The organism is Stutzerimonas stutzeri KOS6, from assembly GCF_000307775.2.
GTDB lineage: Bacteria > Pseudomonadota > Gammaproteobacteria > Pseudomonadales > Pseudomonadaceae > Stutzerimonas > Stutzerimonas stutzeri_B.
In genome coordinates, this window is record NZ_KK020675.1 from 288,896 (window position 1) to 304,075 (window position 15,180).

Genomic DNA, 15,180 nt, shown 5'->3' on the forward strand with positions numbered 1-15,180 from the left:
CTTTTTTCGTCATGCCAGCTCGGCCACCACGGCTGCCAGCGCTTGCGCCGGATCGGCTGCCTGCGCGATCGGCCGGCCGATCACCAGATAATCGGAGCCCGCAGCCATGGCCTGGGCGGGCGTGAGAATGCGTCGCTGATCGTCCTGTGCACTGCCGGCCGGACGGATTCCCGGAGTGACCAGCTGCAACGACGGGAACTGCGCCTTGAGCGGCACCGCTTCCTGCGCCGAACAGACCAGCCCATCGAGTCCCGCCTGCGCGGCCAGACCGGCCAGCCGCAACACCTGCTCCTGCGGTGCGATATCCAGACCGATACCGGCGAGATCGGCCTGTTCCATGCTGGTGAGCACGGTGACGCCGATCAGCAGGGGGGCAGGCCCGACGACGCTTTCAAGCGTTTCGCGGCAGGCCGCCATCATCCGCAGGCCACCGGAGCAATGCACGTTGACCATCCATACACCCAGCTCGGCAGCGGCTTTCACCGCCATGGCCGTGGTGTTGGGGATGTCGTGAAACTTGAGATCGAGAAACACCTCGAAGCCCAGAGCCTGCAGAGCTTCGACCACCTCGGGCCCACACCGGGTAAACAGTTCCTTGCCGACCTTGACCCGGCACAACTGCGGATCGAGCCGCTGTGCCAATGCCAGGGCAGCATCGCGGGATGGGAAGTCGAGCGCTACGATAATCGGAGTCTGGCAGGTCATGACACGTCCTCGGAAAATTCGGCGCGCATTGTCGCAGAAAACTTGCCGCGCGACGAAAGCCCGCTCGCGAGGTCGAACGCTCCAGTCTGACGGCCACAGGTGACCGCTCCGGCGTCCCGACGTAAAGTGCATACACCGCCCGTACCGAATCACTCAATCGCCCGCCTGGAGAAACGCATGCCCTGGTATTTCTGGCTAATTCTGCTTGTCGCGCTGGGATCGATCGTCGGCAGCCTGCTGATGTTGCGCTCCACCGCGCGCAAGATCCCGCTGACCGATGAACAGAAAAAGCGTATCGCCCAACGCAATGCGGAGGCGGACGCACAGGAGTCACGGGACCGCTGACCGGCCACGCGCGTGGTGCTCGGTGCCGCGATCCGGTACCGCTAGTACCAGCGGTAGTGGTGCTATGCCAGTGCAAACGCGATCATTGCAGTTCTGGCAAGGACTCTCTCATGCGAACTCCCCCTCTCTATGGCCCGGCAAAGCCGAAGGCCAGAACCATTTTCGCCCGCCGCATCCTCCCGGGCATGGTCGCGCTGCTGGTCGTTGCGCTGCTGGTTGCCGCTGTCGCGGTGATTCATATCGCCCGGCGAATCGATCAGGATGCCCTGCAACAGAGTCGGTTCCTCGTTGGCAAGGCATTGCAGTCGCAGCATGAGTGGATGACCCGCTCCATCGCCGACTACGCCTTCTGGGGCGATGCCTATGTGCACCTCAACAGGCGGGTGGACCTCGACTGGGCCTACGAACAGGCCAACATGGGGCCCTCGCTTTACAAGGACTTCGGCTATGACGCCGTGCTGCTGATTAGCCCTGCTGGCGAAACCGCCTACTCGGTGGTGCACGGGCAGCTGCAGCCCATCGAAGCCTTTGAATACCTGCAACATGGATTGCCAGAGCTGCTTGCACGGGCGCGCGAGGCGGTGGAAGAGGAAGCCGGCGTATCCGCCCTGCTCTGGGCCGAAGGCCAACCGGCGCTGGTGGCAGCCGCGGTATTGACCAGCGGTGGCACCGACATCGAAGAGGACCGCGGGCCGGCCTCCATTCTTCTGTTCGTCGACCAACTGGATGCCGAGCGGCTCGAGGCAATCGGCGAGCAATATGCGATCGCGCAGTTGCGCCAGACCAGCGAACCAGTTGCGCAGGATGCCCCCTACGCTCAGCTTTCCATGGAGGACGGCACCGCCGTTCGCCTTACCTGGCAGGCTGCACAACCCGGACGACTGATGCTATGGATCACATTGCCAACCCTTGCCGCAGTGGCACTTGGACTGGCACTGCTTGCCTGTTTGCTGATCCGCCAAGCGTTGCGCGCCATGCAATTGCTGGATGCGAGCTATACGAGGCTTGCCGCCAGCCGCAGTGCACTGGCAGCCAGCGAGGAGCGTTTCCGCGATGTCGCCGAGGCCGCCTCGGACTGGATCTGGGAAACCGACGAGCAGACGCACCTTACCTTCCTGTCCAGTCGGTTTCGCCAGATTACTGGCCATGAAACCCAGCAGTGGCTGGGCCGCCCTCTGCTGGAACTGCTGATTTGCGACAGCGCCGCCATACGGAACTGGCTCGAGGCGCCGCAAACAGCGCCGCTGCGCAGCAGCTACCGTGCCGCCGATGGCGGCGAGCGTGTTTGCCGCCTGGCTGCACGCGCCATCCAGCGAGATGGCAAGCTGCTCGGCTATCGGGGCACCGCCAGCGACATTACCGAAGAAACGCAGGCCCAGGCCAGGGTCCAGTACCTTTCCCAGCACGACGCACTGACCGGTCTCCCCAATCGCAGCCACCTGCGTGACTACCTCGAACAACACATCGCCTCGCTGCGCAGCGGCTCGATACTCACACTGCTTTATATCGACCTCGATCGCTTCAAGCCGGTAAATGACACACTCGGCCATGCCGCTGGCGACGAACTGCTGATCGGCGTGGCGGCCCGCTTGCGTCAATGCACTCGCGATGGTGATCTGGTGGCGCGCCTGGGTGGCGATGAATTTGTCGTGGCGCTTCAGCGTATGCATACGGATATCGATATAGACCGGCTGTGCACTCGGATCATCGAAGAGCTCAGCGCGCCCTTCGCCTACCAGAACCAGCAGATTGCCATCGGCACCAGTATCGGCGTGGCACGGGCCCCGACAGATGCCACCCGGGCCGACGAATTGCTGCGCTGTGCCGACATCGCCCTCTACCAGGCCAAGGGTGCCGGCCGTGGCACTTGGCGCGCCTATGGCCGCGAAATGGACCAGCGCCTGCACGAATATCTTCGCCGCGAAGAAGAATTGCGGGTCGCCATCGCCGAGCGACAACTGGAAGTGCACTACCAGCCGCGCTATCGGAGTCAGGGCATGCAAATCATCGGGGCCGAAGCCCTGCTACGCTGGCAGCATCCCGAACGCGGCATGCTGCTGCCCGAGTTCTTCATACCGCTCGCCGAAAAAACCGGCCTGATCCTCCCGCTCGGCCGCTGGGTATTGCATCAGGCCTGTCGACAGGCTGCCAGATGGCCGGCCGATACGATCGTGTCGGTCAATCTGTCGCCGCTGCAACTGCATGATGGCAGGCTGCTGGAGGAAATAACCCAGGCGCTGAACGAGAACGGGCTGCCTGGCGAGCGACTGGAACTGGAAATCACCGAAAGCGCCTTGCTGGAAGAAACCCAGAGCACACTGGCGCTGCTGAAACGCATCAAGGCGCTCGGCGTGCGGCTCGCCGTCGATGACTTCGGCACGGGCTACTCGTCGCTCACCAGTCTGCGTCACTACCCCTTCGACGTGATCAAGATCGACGACAGCTTCGTTGCCGGTATCGGCCAGTCGATGGAAGATCATTCGATTGTGCGCGCACTGATCGAGCTGGCCCGCGGGCTACGGATGCGCGTGACAGCCGAGGGCGTGGAAACCGCGGAGCAGCTGCGCCTGTTGAGAGACGACGGTTGTACCGAAGTCCAGGGCTTTCACATGAGCCATCCGCTGCCCGCCGAAGAGCTGCACGATCTGCTGACCCGGACAGTTGCGCAGCATTGAGACTGCTCGCCTCAGCGCTTGAATTCGAAACGGATTTCGGCGCCCTCGATAAGCGCCTCATCTTCATCTTCGCCGGAAATCAGCCTGCCGCCGCCCCGAAAAGCGGGGCCAACAGCTGGCTTGCCTGCGCACCGGCTGCGGACGCCAACTGCTCGCCCGGCCCATCCGCCAAGCAGGATCACGACAATAACAACAGCGGCGACCTGCGCATCTGGATCGAGCCTTTACCGGTTGCCAGTCAGAGCCGCTATTGTGCGTCCCGACACAGCTCCGATGCCAGTTGCCCGAGTGTACGCAGCGCCCATTCGGTCTCGTGATTCCATCGCAGCCCGCAATTGAGCCGGATGCAATGGTTGAATTGCTCGGTGTTACTGAAGATCAGTCCCGGCGCGATACTGATCCCTTGAGCCAGCGCCTGTACGTGCAATTCCTGGGTATTGACCCGAACCGGCAGGCTGACCCACAGGATGAAGTTGCCCTTGGGCCTGGTCATCTGCGTGCCCTCGGGAAAGTAGCGCTGCACTGCCAGCTGGAAGGCGCTGAGGTTTTTCCGGTATTCCTGTCGTATCGCGCGCAGATGCCGGTCGTAGCCGCCGTTCTCCAGGTACGCCGCCACCGCCATCTGGGTGACACTGCACGCTGAGTGGGTACTGAACGTCTGCAGACGCTCGATCTCTGGCTGATGCCGGCCCGCGACGATCCAGCCGATACGAACGCCGGGCGACAGGGTCTTGGAGAAGCTTGAGCAATAGATGACACGGCCGTCCTTGTCGTTGGACTTGAGCGCCTTGTACTGATCCTGATCCTGGTCGAACATCAGCTCGCCGTAGATATCGTCTTCGACGATCTGGATGTCGAACCGCGCCGCCAGACCCAGCAGCTGCTTCTGACGGTGATCAGGCATGCTGACACCCAGCGGATTACTCAGGCGCGCCGTCAGAACCAGAGCCTTGATCGGCCATTGCCCGGCAGCCAACTGCAATGCCTCCAGACTCATCCCGGTATCGGGATCGCTGGGTATCTCGATGACCTTCAGGCCCAGCAGATCAGCGAGCTGCAGTAGTCCGTAATATGTCGGTGACTCGGCCGCGATCAGATCGCCCGGCTTGGTCAGTACGCGCAGCGCCATCTGCAGCGCGTCTACACAACCGTGGGTGATGACGATTTCGTCTGGATCGACCACCACTCCGGCATCGCGCATGCGAATCGCCACCTGACGCCGCAATGGTTCGTAGCCCGGACTGAACATGTAGCTGAACGCTCTGGGGCTCTGGAAGCGCGTGACCTTGGCAAGCTGCTGGTGCAAGGCACGCACTGGCAGGTAGTCGACGTGCGGAACTGCCGCCCCCAGGGGAATCAGCCCTTCGCGGCGAGACTCGCCGAGCACCTGGTTGATGATGCTGCCACGGGTAACCAGCGTTGGCCGCTCGACTTGCGCGATATCTGGCGTTGGCGCCGTGAGCACTGGCGTCTGGTGAACATAGAAGCCAGACTGCGGGCGCGCACGGATCATGCCCTGGTCTTCGAGGTTGGCATAGGCCTGCAAGACCGTCGCATGGCTGACACTCAGCTGACGGCTCATCTTGCGCACCGAAGGAACGCGTTCGCCAGGTCGATAGACGCCGCGCCGGATATCCTCGGCGAGCTGCTGGGCAATACGCTGATAGAGCAACAGATTGGTCATTTCGCCGGTCTCCCGCCAACTGAACCGTAACAGTAGCGCACAGAAGCGAGAGCGCACCGATACAGTTGCGCAGCATGTGGACGAAACAGTCTATCGAGCGCCCGTATGCCTCAGCGATCGGGCCCGAGGTTGCCCTCTCTGTCGGAGAACAGGATTTCGACCCGACGATTCTGCGCACGACCACGGGCTGAAGCGTTTTCGGCAACCGGGAACTGCTCACCATAACCGCGCACTTCGATGCGCTCGACAGCGACTCCCAGGCTCACGAGCAAATCGGCCACCATCTGCGCGCGAGCGTTCGACAACTCGAGATTCGCCTGGGCATCGCCACGGCTATCGCTATAGCCCTCGATACGCACCTTGCGCTGCGGATTGATCTGAAGGAAATGCACGAGCTTGAGTACAGTGCGGTTAGCGGAATGGCTCAGCTGCGCGCTGTCGGGATGAAACAGCACATCGCCCAGCGTCATCACCTGGCCACGGTCCGTCTCGCTGGCGGCCAGACTCATCAGCTGATCTTCCATCCAGCTACCCTGCTGTTCATCCGTCATCAGCCTGGCATCCTGCAGCATTCGCCGCAGACGATCGCGCTCCATCTGCAGGCGCGCGACCCGCTCCTGGTGCTGCACCAGTGCCCCCTGCAGGCGGGCGATTTCACTGTAGCGCTGGCTGAGATAGGCATAATGGCGGGCATCCTCGCCCCCACCCCAGTACTCATTGAAGCGCTCGGCACGCTGCAGTGTTTCCAGCGCCCGCTGCAGATCTTCCGGAGCACTTCGATGAGCGGCAGAATCGGCCTGCACCCGCTGCAAGGCAGCGGACGCCGTGCCAAGCTCACGCTCGGTTTCCTGAGTGGAGCAGCCAACCAGTACCAGTCCAGCCAGTACTACTGCAAATCGCCTCGTCACCTTACTTCTCCCAGCTGTTGCCGCAGGCGCTGGATACGCCGATTGAGATCGTCGATCTGCGCTGTACGCTGATCCGCGAGTACTCGGGCCTCGGCAAGTCGAGCATCCAGCTCCGCCTGTTCGGCCAACAGACGTGCTTCACGATTTTCGCCGGCCTCCAATGCCGCGCGGGCAGCGTCCAACTTGGTCTCGGCCTGTGCAAGCTCGTCATAGGCCTGCGCAGACTCAAGCGACCGCGCCTGCGCTACCGCGAGCTCAGTCAGGCGCAGCTGCTCCACTGGAGCCGGATCACTGGCGCAGCCGCCCAAAAAGAGCAAGGCCAGGAAAAGGGAACTGGGGGTAAGTCGTTTCAATACGGCGAATCCTACTTTTTCGATGCGCTGGTCCGATCCGACTGCTGGTTCTTCCAGACCGTCAGGTTGTGCACCAGCAACTGCTCCGGCACGCCAGCAGCGCGCAATTCTGTCATTTTCCGCGCCAGTTGTCCGCGCAACCAGGGGTCGTTACAGGCCGAGTCATGGGAAATGGCCAAGTGCATGTCGCGGCCCACGACCGGTGGCTCCAGGCGCTGGATCCTGTCCAGCCATCCCCGCGCATCAGCCGCAGCGATGGTGCTGTAGCGCTCGTGCAACAGATACTGCCGTCCGCCCTCGACAAGTTGCTGCAGCCCTTGCTCCAGTCCAGCCGCCTGCTGCAATTGCAGGTTCGCCTTGGCAAAAGCATCGAATTCGCTTCCCAAACGACTGCCGGCGACGATCATGCCGGCGTGACCACGCAAGTCCTCGCGACTGGAGTAGAAGAATCCGGGCTCGTTACGCACCCAAGCCACGGTCTGCAACTGCACGATGGCAGGATGAATGAAGTCCAGCTGCTCCAGGCGCTGCACGGTCAATGTCGCATCAGCCAGTACGTCGACCCTGCCACTGCGCACCTCCTCGAGCGCCTTGGCGCGATCGCCGGTGTAAAGCAGATCCAGCTTCAAACCAAGCGACTCGGTAATCTGCCCGAGCAGATCGGCGTTGGCGCCGATCAGACGTTTTGGGTTCTGCGGGTCTTGCCAGAGAAACGGGGGGTTGTCCGCCGCGCCGGTTGCCACCAGGCGGTCGCATTTTCCCGCGGCCATTGCCGTGATGGGCATCGCCAGCACCAGGGCGATCAAAGCCAATTTCAGCGGGAAGGCAAAACGCATGGAGATCCCCTTATTGCGCAACGGTGAGGTGCCTGACTCGGGCACGCTGATCTTATCACTGGCGAGACGACTGATCGCTCAGGAAAAAGGCGATTTCCCCGTCACGTACTACAGAATCCTGTTGGCAACTTTCGCCTCGGACCCTGCGCGCGACAGCGCGATGTGCGGGGGAGCAAGCGCACGGCGAGCAAGGACCGGCACGCGCGTGCTGGGTGTTATTGCCATGTTCCCCTGGCTTCGTGCCCCAGTCTGGCCGTGACTGGCGAAACCGGTCGCCCATGAAAAAACCCGCTACATGAGCGGGCTTCTTCGACGGCAATCTTGCTCAGACGAGCTTTTCCAGCTCCGGCACGATCTCGAACAGGTCGCCCACCAGGCCGTAGTCAGCTACCTGGAAGATCGGCGCTTCCTCGTCCTTGTTGATCGCGACGATCACCTTGGAGTCCTTCATGCCGGCCAGGTGCTGGATGGCACCGGAGATACCGACCGCGATGTACAGCTGCGGTGCGACGATCTTGCCGGTTTGGCCGACCTGCATGTCGTTCGGCACGAAACCGGCGTCGACCGCGGCACGCGAGGCGCCGACTGCCGCGCCGAGCTTGTCGGCCAGCGAGTACAGGTGCTTGAAGTTGTCGCCGTTCTGCATGCCGCGACCACCGGAAACAACGATCTTGGCAGCGGTCAGCTCCGGACGATCCGACTTGGCCAGCTCTTCGCCGACGAAGGCGGACTTGCCGACGTCGCCGGTGCCGGAGATCTGCTCGACCGCAGCCGAACCGCCGGTGGCATTCACGGCATCGAAGCCGGTCGCACGCACGGTGATGACCTTGATCGCGGCGCTGGACTGCACGGTCGCGATGGCGTTACCGGCATAGATCGGGCGCTTGAAGGTATCGGCGCTTTCAACCGCGATGATCTCGGAGATCTGGTCGACGTCCAGTTGGGCGGCGACGCGCGGCAGGAAGTTCTTGCCGTTGGTGGTAGCAGCGGCCAGCACGTGGCTGTAATCCTTCGCCAGATCGGCAATCAGCGGCGCGACGTTTTCCGGCAGTTGGTTGGCATAGGCTGCGTCATCGGCAACCAGTACCTTGGCCACGCCTTCGATCTGCGCGGCGGCCTCGCCGATGGCAGCGCAACCGCTGCCGGCTACCAGTACGTGGATGTCGCCACCGATCTTGGCAGCGGCAGCAACGGTGTTCAGGGTCGCGGCCGCGAGGACGGCGTTGTTGTGTTCAGCGATAACCAGGATAGTCATTTAGATTACCTTCGCCTCGTTCTTCAGTTTCTCGACCAGTTCAGCCACGGACTTGACCTTGATGCCGGCGCTGCGGGCAGCCGGCGCTTCGACTTTCAGGGTCTTCACGGTGGAAGCGGTGGCGACGCCCAGTGCATCCGGGGTCAGCACTTCCAGCGGCTTCTTCTTGGCCTTCATGATGTTCGGCAGCGACGCGTAGCGCGGCTCGTTCAGGCGCAGGTCGGTGGTCACGATCGCCGGCAGGCTGAGCGCGACGGTCTGCAGGCCGCCGTCGATTTCGCGGGTCACGTTGACCTTGTCGCCCGCCACTTCCACCTTGGAGGCGAAGGTGCCCTGGGCATAGCCGGTCAGTGCGCCGAGCATCTGCCCGGTCTGGTTGTTGTCGCTGTCGATGGCCTGCTTGCCGAGGATGACCAGTTGCGGCTGCTCCTTGTCGACCACGGCCTTGAGCAGCTTGGCGACCGCCAGCGAGTTCAGCTCGTCATTGGACTCGACCAGCACGGCGCGATCGGCGCCCAGTGCCAGCGCGGTGCGCAGCTGCTCCTGAGCAGCGGTCGGACCGATGGAGACGACGACGATTTCGCTCGCCACGCCCTTCTCTTTCAGGCGTACGGCTTCTTCCACGGCGATTTCGCAGAAGGGGTTCATCGACATCTTGACGTTGGCGAGGTCAACGCCGGAATTGTCCGCCTTGACGCGAACCTTGACGTTGTAATCGACCACTCGTTTGACAGCTACAAGAACCTTCATGGATTCCTCGTTACTCTCCGGTGAATAGAATTCCGCCGAGGCGAACCGAGCCTTGCTCGTGGCTTGGGTTTCGATAGCCGCTGCCCTGTTCGGCGATTGCAAACCGTCCGTATCTTGACCGCAGGCCGCAGACGGGGTCAACAACGCATATGACCCGTCATAACCTCGCGGTTCGGCCGATTCTAACAGGCTTGCAGAAAATTCAAACAAACGTTTGTATTGGACCGATCCGAGTGTCTAGATATAATGCGCCGGCCCGGCTCGGTCAGGGACCGATCACAGCCCTCCACCACTTATATAACAACCAAGCCCTGAGTAGGAGAAAGCCTAATGGAACGCGAATACATGGAATTCGACGTTGTCATCGTCGGCGCCGGCCCTGCAGGCCTATCCGCAGCCTGCCGCCTGAAGCAGAGAGCCGCCGACGCCGGCCAGGAAATCAGCGTCTGCGTCGTCGAGAAAGGCTCCGAAGTCGGCGCACACATTCTATCCGGCGCGGTGTTCGAGCCGCGCGCGCTCAATGAACTGTTCCCCAACTGGAAGGAACTCGAAGCACCGCTGAACACCGCGGTCAAGCGCGACGACATCTACCTGCTCAAGAACGCCGAATCGGCCAGCAAGCTGCCCAATGCATTCGTTCCCAAGACCATGCACAACGAGGGCAACTACATCATTTCCCTGGGCAACCTGTGTCGCTGGCTGGCGCAGCAGGCAGAGAACCTGGGCGTGGAAATCTACCCGGGCTTCGCCGCCCAGGAAGCACTCATCGATGAAGAAGGCGTGGTCAAGGGCATCCTGACCGGCGATCTCGGCGTCGATCGCGAAGGCAATCCCAAGGAAGGCATGTACACGCCGGGCATGGAATTGCGCGCCAAGTACACCCTGTTCGCCGAAGGTTGCCGCGGGCACATCGGCAAGCAGCTGATCAGCCGCTTCCAGCTCAACGCCAATGTCGATCCGCAGCACTATGCCATCGGCATCAAGGAACTGTGGGACATCGACCCGGCCAAGCACGAGCAGGGCCTGGTCGTGCATACCGCTGGCTGGCCGCTGAACGACGAGAATACCGGCGGCTCGTTCCTCTATCACCTGGAGAACAATCAGGTAGTCGTGGGACTGATCGTCGACCTGTCCTACAGCAACCCGCACCTGTCGCCGTTCGATGAATTCCAGCGCTACAAGCATCATCCGGTGGTGAAGCAATACCTGGAAGGCGGCAAGCGCGTGTCCTACGGCGCCCGCGCCATTGCCAAGGGCGGCCTGAACTGCCTGCCGAAGATGGTATTCAACGGTGGCGCGCTGATCGGCTGCGATGCCGGCACGCTGAACTTCGCCAAGATCAAGGGCAGCCACACCGCCATGAAGTCCGGCATGCTGGCCGCCGAAGCCGTTGCCGACGCCCTGTTCGCCGGGCGCGAGGGCGGCGATGAGCTGACTGCCTACGAAGAGGGCTTCAAGAACAGCTGGCTGTATGACGAGCTGTACAAGAGCCGCAACTTCGGCGCGGCGATCCACAAGTGGGGCGCGATCAAGGGTGGTGCGTTCAACTTCATCGACCAGAACATCTTCGGTGGCAAGATCCCCTTCACCCTGCACGACACCAAGCCGGACCATGCCTGCCTGAAGCCGGCGGCCGAGGCGAAGAAGATCGATTACCCGAAGCCGGACGGCAAGCTCAGCTTCGACAAGCTCAGCTCGGTATTCCTCTCCAACACCAACCATGAAGAAGACCAGCCGGTTCACCTGAAGCTGACCGACCCGAGCATCCCGGTCGAGAAGAACCTGCCGCTGTACGACGAGCCGGCACAGCGTTACTGCCCGGCAGGCGTCTATGAAGTCGTCAGCAACGACGACGGCAGCAAGCGCTTCCAGATCAACGCGCAGAACTGCGTGCACTGCAAGACCTGCGACATCAAGGACCCGGCGCAGAACATCACCTGGGTAGCGCCGGAAGGCACCGGCGGGCCGAACTACCCCAACATGTAAGACCAGCAAAAAAGGCTCCCTCGGGAGCCTTTTTCATTAGCCTGGCAAAGCGAAACACCGGGGCCGCTACTCGGCGCGACCGATGGGAAAGAATACCCCGCCACTCCAAACACCGAGCCAGCTCTCACCGTCTACCTGGCCGGGCACGGCCAGCTCCACGAGCTGATAGAACACGTTGCGATGAATCAGCGCCTCGAGGTTGGCGCGCACATGTACATAGGGCGACGGCTCCTGGGTCTGCGGATCGATGGCCACGCGCAGCGGATGCTCGACACCAGCCTGCACTTCGTCCTCGACATTGGTGACGAAACGCAGACACTGTTCCTGCCCCAGCCCACTCACCTCCAGCCGAACAGCGACGAACGGCGCGTCCTCGACCTGGATGCCGACTTTTTCCACCGGTGTAACCAGAAAGTACTCCTCGCCGTCGCGACGAATCACCGTGGAAAACAGGCGCACCATCGCCGCACGCCCGATGGGCGTACCCTGGTAATACCAGGAGCCGTCGCGGGCAATGCGCATGTCCAGGTCGCCGCAGAACGGGGGATTCCACAGATGCACCGGCGGCAGTCCTTTCTTCCCGCCTGCGGAAAGCTGCGCCAGCAGATCTCCGGCCTTGCCTGTCTCGTTCATCAGGAGCTCCTCGGCTCGCCGCAATGTCTGGCTCGATACTGCCACATCCGTCAGCGCGGCAGACCCAGTAACCGACGAGCATAGTCCTGCAATGGCGGCCGCAGGAGCTGCTCTGGCCTGGCATCATAGATACCCAGCACGCCACCACGGCTACGAATCCGGGCCGTATCGACCAGATAGCGGGTTCCCGTTTCGATCAGCATCAGTTGAACCACGCCGGAATCGACACCAAGGCGATCCATTGCGCGCTGGTTGTTAAACTCGTCGAAGCTGCCGATGCGGTCATCCGCCGCAGCAAAACGCAGATACAGCAGGTAATGGGCACCGGCCGCCGACGCCTGCTCCATGGCCTCCTCCAACCCAGCAGGATCACGCGCACGGCGCACCATGGGGAAGTATTCGACAAAGCCGCTGAAGGCTTCCTCTGCCACGATATTCGGTCGTGGGTATACATCGCCCGGCGGCACGAAATGCCCCTGCGCGATATAAATGAAGGAGTCCGGCTGCAGGCGCCAGGAGCTGGAGCGACGCGTTTCGCTATGGTCGAGAATGCCGGCGTCGCGAAGGTGATAGCGAGTACCTTCGGCCATGTCGCTGACTTTCATGCAGCCAGTCAGCACGAGCATCGCCAGCAGGCCTGGCACTGCTAGTGAAAAACGCATGAACTTATCTCCCGGGGCCGGCGACGGAAAACCGGCGACCCGATCGGCAATGCAGCATCCAAGCCAGATTGCACGACGGCAGCGATAGCACCGCTCGATCACAGCCCGCGCTGCCACTCCTGACGCAAGGGCGCGTTGCGCGGATATCCGATGGCCTCGCGCACACGGCGTAGCAGCCCCCGCTTGTCGGCCCCGAGCGTACCTTTGAGCACCGGGTAATTGGATGCATGGTCGCTACGGAAAACCGTATCGCTCAACTCGAGATCGGCCAGCAGCCATTCCAGCTCGCGAAGCAGATCGGGCGGCGTCAAAGGCTCGAAGCCTTCATAGGCTTGCCGAAAGCGCGCCTCGCCTTGCGGGAAGCTGACCACCAGCGTGGAGAGGAACTCGGGCTGCGCTGCATTCATCAGCCGCGCGGAATTGCGCGCATGCTGACGACTCAGGCCGCGGCCACCCAGCCCGTTGAGAATCATCACCGAGCGGGCAATGCCTGCCTGCCCCAACTTGTCCAGCGCACTAAGGGTCGACTCGTATGTTTCGCCCTTGTTGACGCGCGCCAGCACCTCGTCATCACCCGACTCGGCACCGACATACGCCATGGCAAGTCCGGCCTCTGCCAGTTCTCGCAGCTCATCGACGGATTTCTTGCGCAGGTTACGCGGCAGGCAATAACTGGAGACGCGCTGTACCTCGGGCAGGCTCTGGCGAATCTGTTCAAGGATCTTCAGCAGCCTTCGGGTGGGCAACACCAGCGCGTCACCATCAGCCAGGAACACCCGCTGGACGATCAGCCGTTCTGCGCAACGACGAATCTCATCGAGCACCTCGGCCTCGTCGCGGGCACGAAACTTCTTCTGCGGCGCGGTGAACATTTCTCAGGAAGCTAGCCCTAGAAGGTCTTAAAAATGTCACATCAGTGCTTCAGCGCCGGTTTTTGGCGGCTTCGTTTTAGGATAATTTCTAAGATGCGAAAAAATACTCATCCTAAATCGTGAGGCTCTTTAACCCCAATCAGGGCCACTCGCCACGACGTCAATTAGGAGCTGATTTCTCGAATCCGCACCATAACAAAGGGGCACCTACCATCCAAGCAGACCCTACTGTGGATTTAGCCTCATCTAACCAAGATCAATCTGGACCCCGCCCTCACCGCAAGCGCCGTAATCTGAACAATGTGGCTGTATTCACGCATCTCAATGGCCCCCGTCAGCTTAGGAGCAGAGCTGTCCGTGTCGAAATTTTTGAGTCAGGATATGAGGGTTCGCTTTCAGCCTAGAGGACGCTGGTGACAGGCCCCTATCGGCTGAGCTGCCACTCACATACGTCAGACTCCGGCCAAAAGTAGGCGTGAACATGCTCACGTAGGTTGGGGCACCTCACATACTTGGCTGCCCGGAGACATCTGGTGGTGTATAAGCTTCCCCTAGGCCTATCTAAACTGAATCTTGATAAATCGCTTTTTGGCGGATTATTTATCCCTTCCTCTCGCAACTCCGCTGAGATGGGCTAAATGGCTCTGCAGACTCCGTTTGAATATATGCAATTGGAATAATCACCTGATGACTAAAATTCCAGCTCTTACTCTCGAAGACCGTTTGATGCGTTTGAAAGAGATCCTTCAGGATGAAATTAATCCCGCCCAGTTGGAGAAATTAGCTGCGGCATTGATTAGTTCGCTTACTCAGGTCGGGATCGGGGTTGCCAAATCGGGCTTTCAATTTGGGGGGGATGCTGGCCCTGCGGGGCGTCAAGGGCGTCGCTTCCGAATTGAGACTAAGCGCTACGGAGACACGACGAGTCTGAGTGACCGAGAGCTGCAAGGAGAGGTCGATGACGCTCTGTCGCGTGATCCCTCGCTGGAGGGGTGGTTTCTTGTCGCTACTCGTGCGGCCCCCGAGCAGCTCGAAATGGCGCTCTTGAGCAAGAGTGATCAGATTGGGGTTCCCATCATCGTTATTGATTGGAAACCGAATTTATTCCCTGCATTGGCGGCACTCTGCACTGCGGCTCCCGAGGTTCTCGGAACGTTTGTCTCGACTGAAGCCGAAAATCTCGCACGCGAGCTGCAGGTAGATGGTGCAGCTGTTTTGGCGTCGCTCACTCGCGATCTTGAAAGTTGGCATCTGGGCTTCGAGCGCTTGCGCTCGCTGTCGATACACCATCTGAAAAAGCTGTGGACTAAACCTTGCGCATCTACGGCAGTCCTTGGGCAGGACACAGCGGGCGGTCACTATTCAACTACGATCAGGCGAGCGAGCAGCTTCGTAGCGCTGACCCACTGGTGGTCTGGCAGAGATACGACTGAAGCACCTGCTGCTGTAGTGGGCTGGGAGGGCGTCGGAAAAACATGGGCGACCCTCGACTGGCTTACGGATCGCAGTAGCGACC

The 15,180-nt window shown here is 61.2% G+C and carries 14 protein-coding genes and 1 pseudogene; 5 read left to right on the forward strand and 10 right to left on the reverse strand.

Annotated elements, in window-relative coordinates:
• Window positions 1-9: 9 nt before the first annotated feature.
• Window positions 10-705, reverse strand: a complete 696-nt coding sequence (gene pyrF, locus B597_RS25330; protein WP_024161590.1) for an orotidine-5'-phosphate decarboxylase — start codon at window positions 703-705, stop codon at window positions 10-12.
• Between the two features lie 177 nt (window positions 706-882).
• Here pyrF and B597_RS46185 point away from each other — a divergent pair, with 177 nt between their 5' ends.
• Both B597_RS46185 and B597_RS25335 read left to right on the forward strand, forming a co-directional pair.
• A complete protein-coding gene (locus tag B597_RS46185; RefSeq protein ID WP_003296616.1) occupies window positions 883-1,050 on the forward strand; it encodes a DUF2897 family protein in 168 nt (55 codons plus the stop codon).
• Window positions 1,051-1,160: 110 nt separating this feature from the next.
• Window positions 1,161-3,725, forward strand: coding sequence for a bifunctional diguanylate cyclase/phosphodiesterase (locus tag B597_RS25335; RefSeq protein ID WP_003296617.1), 2,565 nt, complete (start codon window positions 1,161-1,163; stop codon window positions 3,723-3,725).
• A 247-nt stretch (window positions 3,726-3,972) separates the two neighbouring features.
• Here B597_RS25335 and B597_RS25340 read toward each other — a convergent pair whose 3' ends face one another.
• From B597_RS25340 to B597_RS25355, 4 genes are all read right to left on the reverse strand, one after another.
• Window positions 3,973-5,409, reverse strand: coding sequence for an aminotransferase-like domain-containing protein (locus tag B597_RS25340; protein WP_003296618.1), 1,437 nt, complete (start codon window positions 5,407-5,409; stop codon window positions 3,973-3,975).
• A gap of 110 nt (window positions 5,410-5,519) precedes the next feature.
• Complete coding sequence (locus B597_RS25345) at window positions 5,520-6,317, reverse strand: OmpA family protein (RefSeq protein WP_003296619.1); 798 nt, start codon at window positions 6,315-6,317, stop codon at window positions 5,520-5,522.
• Window positions 6,314-6,670, reverse strand: coding sequence for a DUF4398 domain-containing protein (locus tag B597_RS25350; RefSeq protein ID WP_003296620.1), 357 nt, complete (start codon window positions 6,668-6,670; stop codon window positions 6,314-6,316). The genes B597_RS25345 and B597_RS25350 overlap by 4 nt, the downstream gene beginning before the upstream one ends.
• A gap of 11 nt (window positions 6,671-6,681) precedes the next feature.
• Entirely contained in the window at window positions 6,682-7,506 is an 825-nt protein-coding gene (locus B597_RS25355) for a substrate-binding periplasmic protein (RefSeq protein ID WP_024161591.1), read from the reverse strand.
• Between B597_RS25355 and B597_RS25360 the strand changes: the two genes are divergently transcribed.
• Complete coding sequence (locus B597_RS25360) at window positions 7,505-7,765, forward strand: hypothetical protein (protein ID WP_024161592.1); 261 nt, start codon at window positions 7,505-7,507, stop codon at window positions 7,763-7,765. The two genes, B597_RS25355 and B597_RS25360, sit on opposite strands and share 2 nt — an antisense overlap.
• Before the next feature lie 66 nt (window positions 7,766-7,831).
• Here the strand turns inward: B597_RS25360 and B597_RS25365 are convergent, their stop codons facing one another.
• Together B597_RS25365 and B597_RS25370 are read right to left on the reverse strand one after the other, a co-directional pair.
• Window positions 7,832-8,761 (reverse strand): electron transfer flavoprotein subunit alpha/FixB family protein, encoded by a 930-nt coding sequence (locus tag B597_RS25365; protein WP_003296624.1) that lies wholly within the window; start codon window positions 8,759-8,761, stop codon window positions 7,832-7,834.
• Window positions 8,762-9,511 carry an electron transfer flavoprotein subunit beta/FixA family protein gene (locus B597_RS25370; RefSeq protein WP_024161593.1) on the reverse strand — a complete coding sequence of 250 codons (750 nt, stop codon included), beginning with the start codon at window positions 9,509-9,511 and terminating at the stop codon, window positions 8,762-8,764. It abuts the gene before it with no gap.
• A 330-nt stretch (window positions 9,512-9,841) separates the two neighbouring features.
• Here B597_RS25370 and B597_RS25375 point away from each other — a divergent pair, with 330 nt between their 5' ends.
• Window positions 9,842-11,497 carry an electron transfer flavoprotein-ubiquinone oxidoreductase gene (locus tag B597_RS25375; protein WP_003296868.1) on the forward strand — a complete coding sequence of 552 codons (1,656 nt, stop codon included), beginning with the start codon at window positions 9,842-9,844 and terminating at the stop codon, window positions 11,495-11,497.
• A 66-nt stretch (window positions 11,498-11,563) separates the two neighbouring features.
• Here the strand turns inward: B597_RS25375 and B597_RS25380 are convergent, their stop codons facing one another.
• The 3 genes and pseudogenes from B597_RS25380 to B597_RS25390 form a co-directional block, all read right to left on the reverse strand.
• Window positions 11,564-12,130, reverse strand: a complete 567-nt coding sequence (locus B597_RS25380) for a DUF1285 domain-containing protein (RefSeq protein ID WP_003296867.1) — start codon at window positions 12,128-12,130, stop codon at window positions 11,564-11,566.
• A 50-nt stretch (window positions 12,131-12,180) separates the two neighbouring features.
• On the reverse strand, window positions 12,181-12,792 hold the full coding sequence (locus B597_RS25385) for a DUF4823 domain-containing protein (protein WP_003296866.1): 612 nt from the start codon (window positions 12,790-12,792) through the stop codon (window positions 12,181-12,183).
• A gap of 98 nt (window positions 12,793-12,890) precedes the next feature.
• Window positions 12,891-13,667 (reverse strand): annotated as a pseudogene (locus B597_RS25390) (radical SAM protein); the annotation flags it as partial.
• A 684-nt stretch (window positions 13,668-14,351) separates the two neighbouring features.
• Here B597_RS25390 and B597_RS47240 point away from each other — a divergent pair.
• Window positions 14,352-15,180, forward strand: an 829-nt coding sequence (locus B597_RS47240; RefSeq protein ID WP_031323173.1) for a hypothetical protein, incomplete at its 3' end; no start/stop codon positions are given.

What these genes read in the sequence shown, in the direction of transcription:
- B597_RS25360 (WP_024161592.1), top strand. Translation starts at nt 7,505, where the DNA reads ATGGAGATCCCCTTATTGCGCAACGGTGAGGTGCCTGACTCGGGCACG.
- B597_RS25335 (WP_003296617.1), top strand. Translation starts at nt 1,161, where the DNA reads ATGCGAACTCCCCCTCTCTATGGCCCGGCAAAGCCGAAGGCCAGAACC.
- B597_RS25385 (WP_003296866.1), bottom strand. Translation starts at nt 12,792, where the DNA reads ATGCGTTTTTCACTAGCAGTGCCAGGCCTGCTGGCGATGCTCGTGCTG.
- B597_RS25375 (WP_003296868.1), top strand. Translation starts at nt 9,842, where the DNA reads ATGGAACGCGAATACATGGAATTCGACGTTGTCATCGTCGGCGCCGGC.
- B597_RS25355 (WP_024161591.1), bottom strand. Translation starts at nt 7,506, where the DNA reads ATGCGTTTTGCCTTCCCGCTGAAATTGGCTTTGATCGCCCTGGTGCTG.
- B597_RS46185 (WP_003296616.1), top strand. Translation starts at nt 883, where the DNA reads ATGCCCTGGTATTTCTGGCTAATTCTGCTTGTCGCGCTGGGATCGATC.
- B597_RS25380 (WP_003296867.1), bottom strand. Translation starts at nt 12,130, where the DNA reads ATGAACGAGACAGGCAAGGCCGGAGATCTGCTGGCGCAGCTTTCCGCA.
- pyrF (WP_024161590.1), bottom strand. Translation starts at nt 705, where the DNA reads ATGACCTGCCAGACTCCGATTATCGTAGCGCTCGACTTCCCATCCCGC.
- B597_RS25340 (WP_003296618.1), bottom strand. Translation starts at nt 5,409, where the DNA reads ATGACCAATCTGTTGCTCTATCAGCGTATTGCCCAGCAGCTCGCCGAG.
- B597_RS25370 (WP_024161593.1), bottom strand. Translation starts at nt 9,511, where the DNA reads ATGAAGGTTCTTGTAGCTGTCAAACGAGTGGTCGATTACAACGTCAAG.
- B597_RS25365 (WP_003296624.1), bottom strand. Translation starts at nt 8,761, where the DNA reads ATGACTATCCTGGTTATCGCTGAACACAACAACGCCGTCCTCGCGGCC.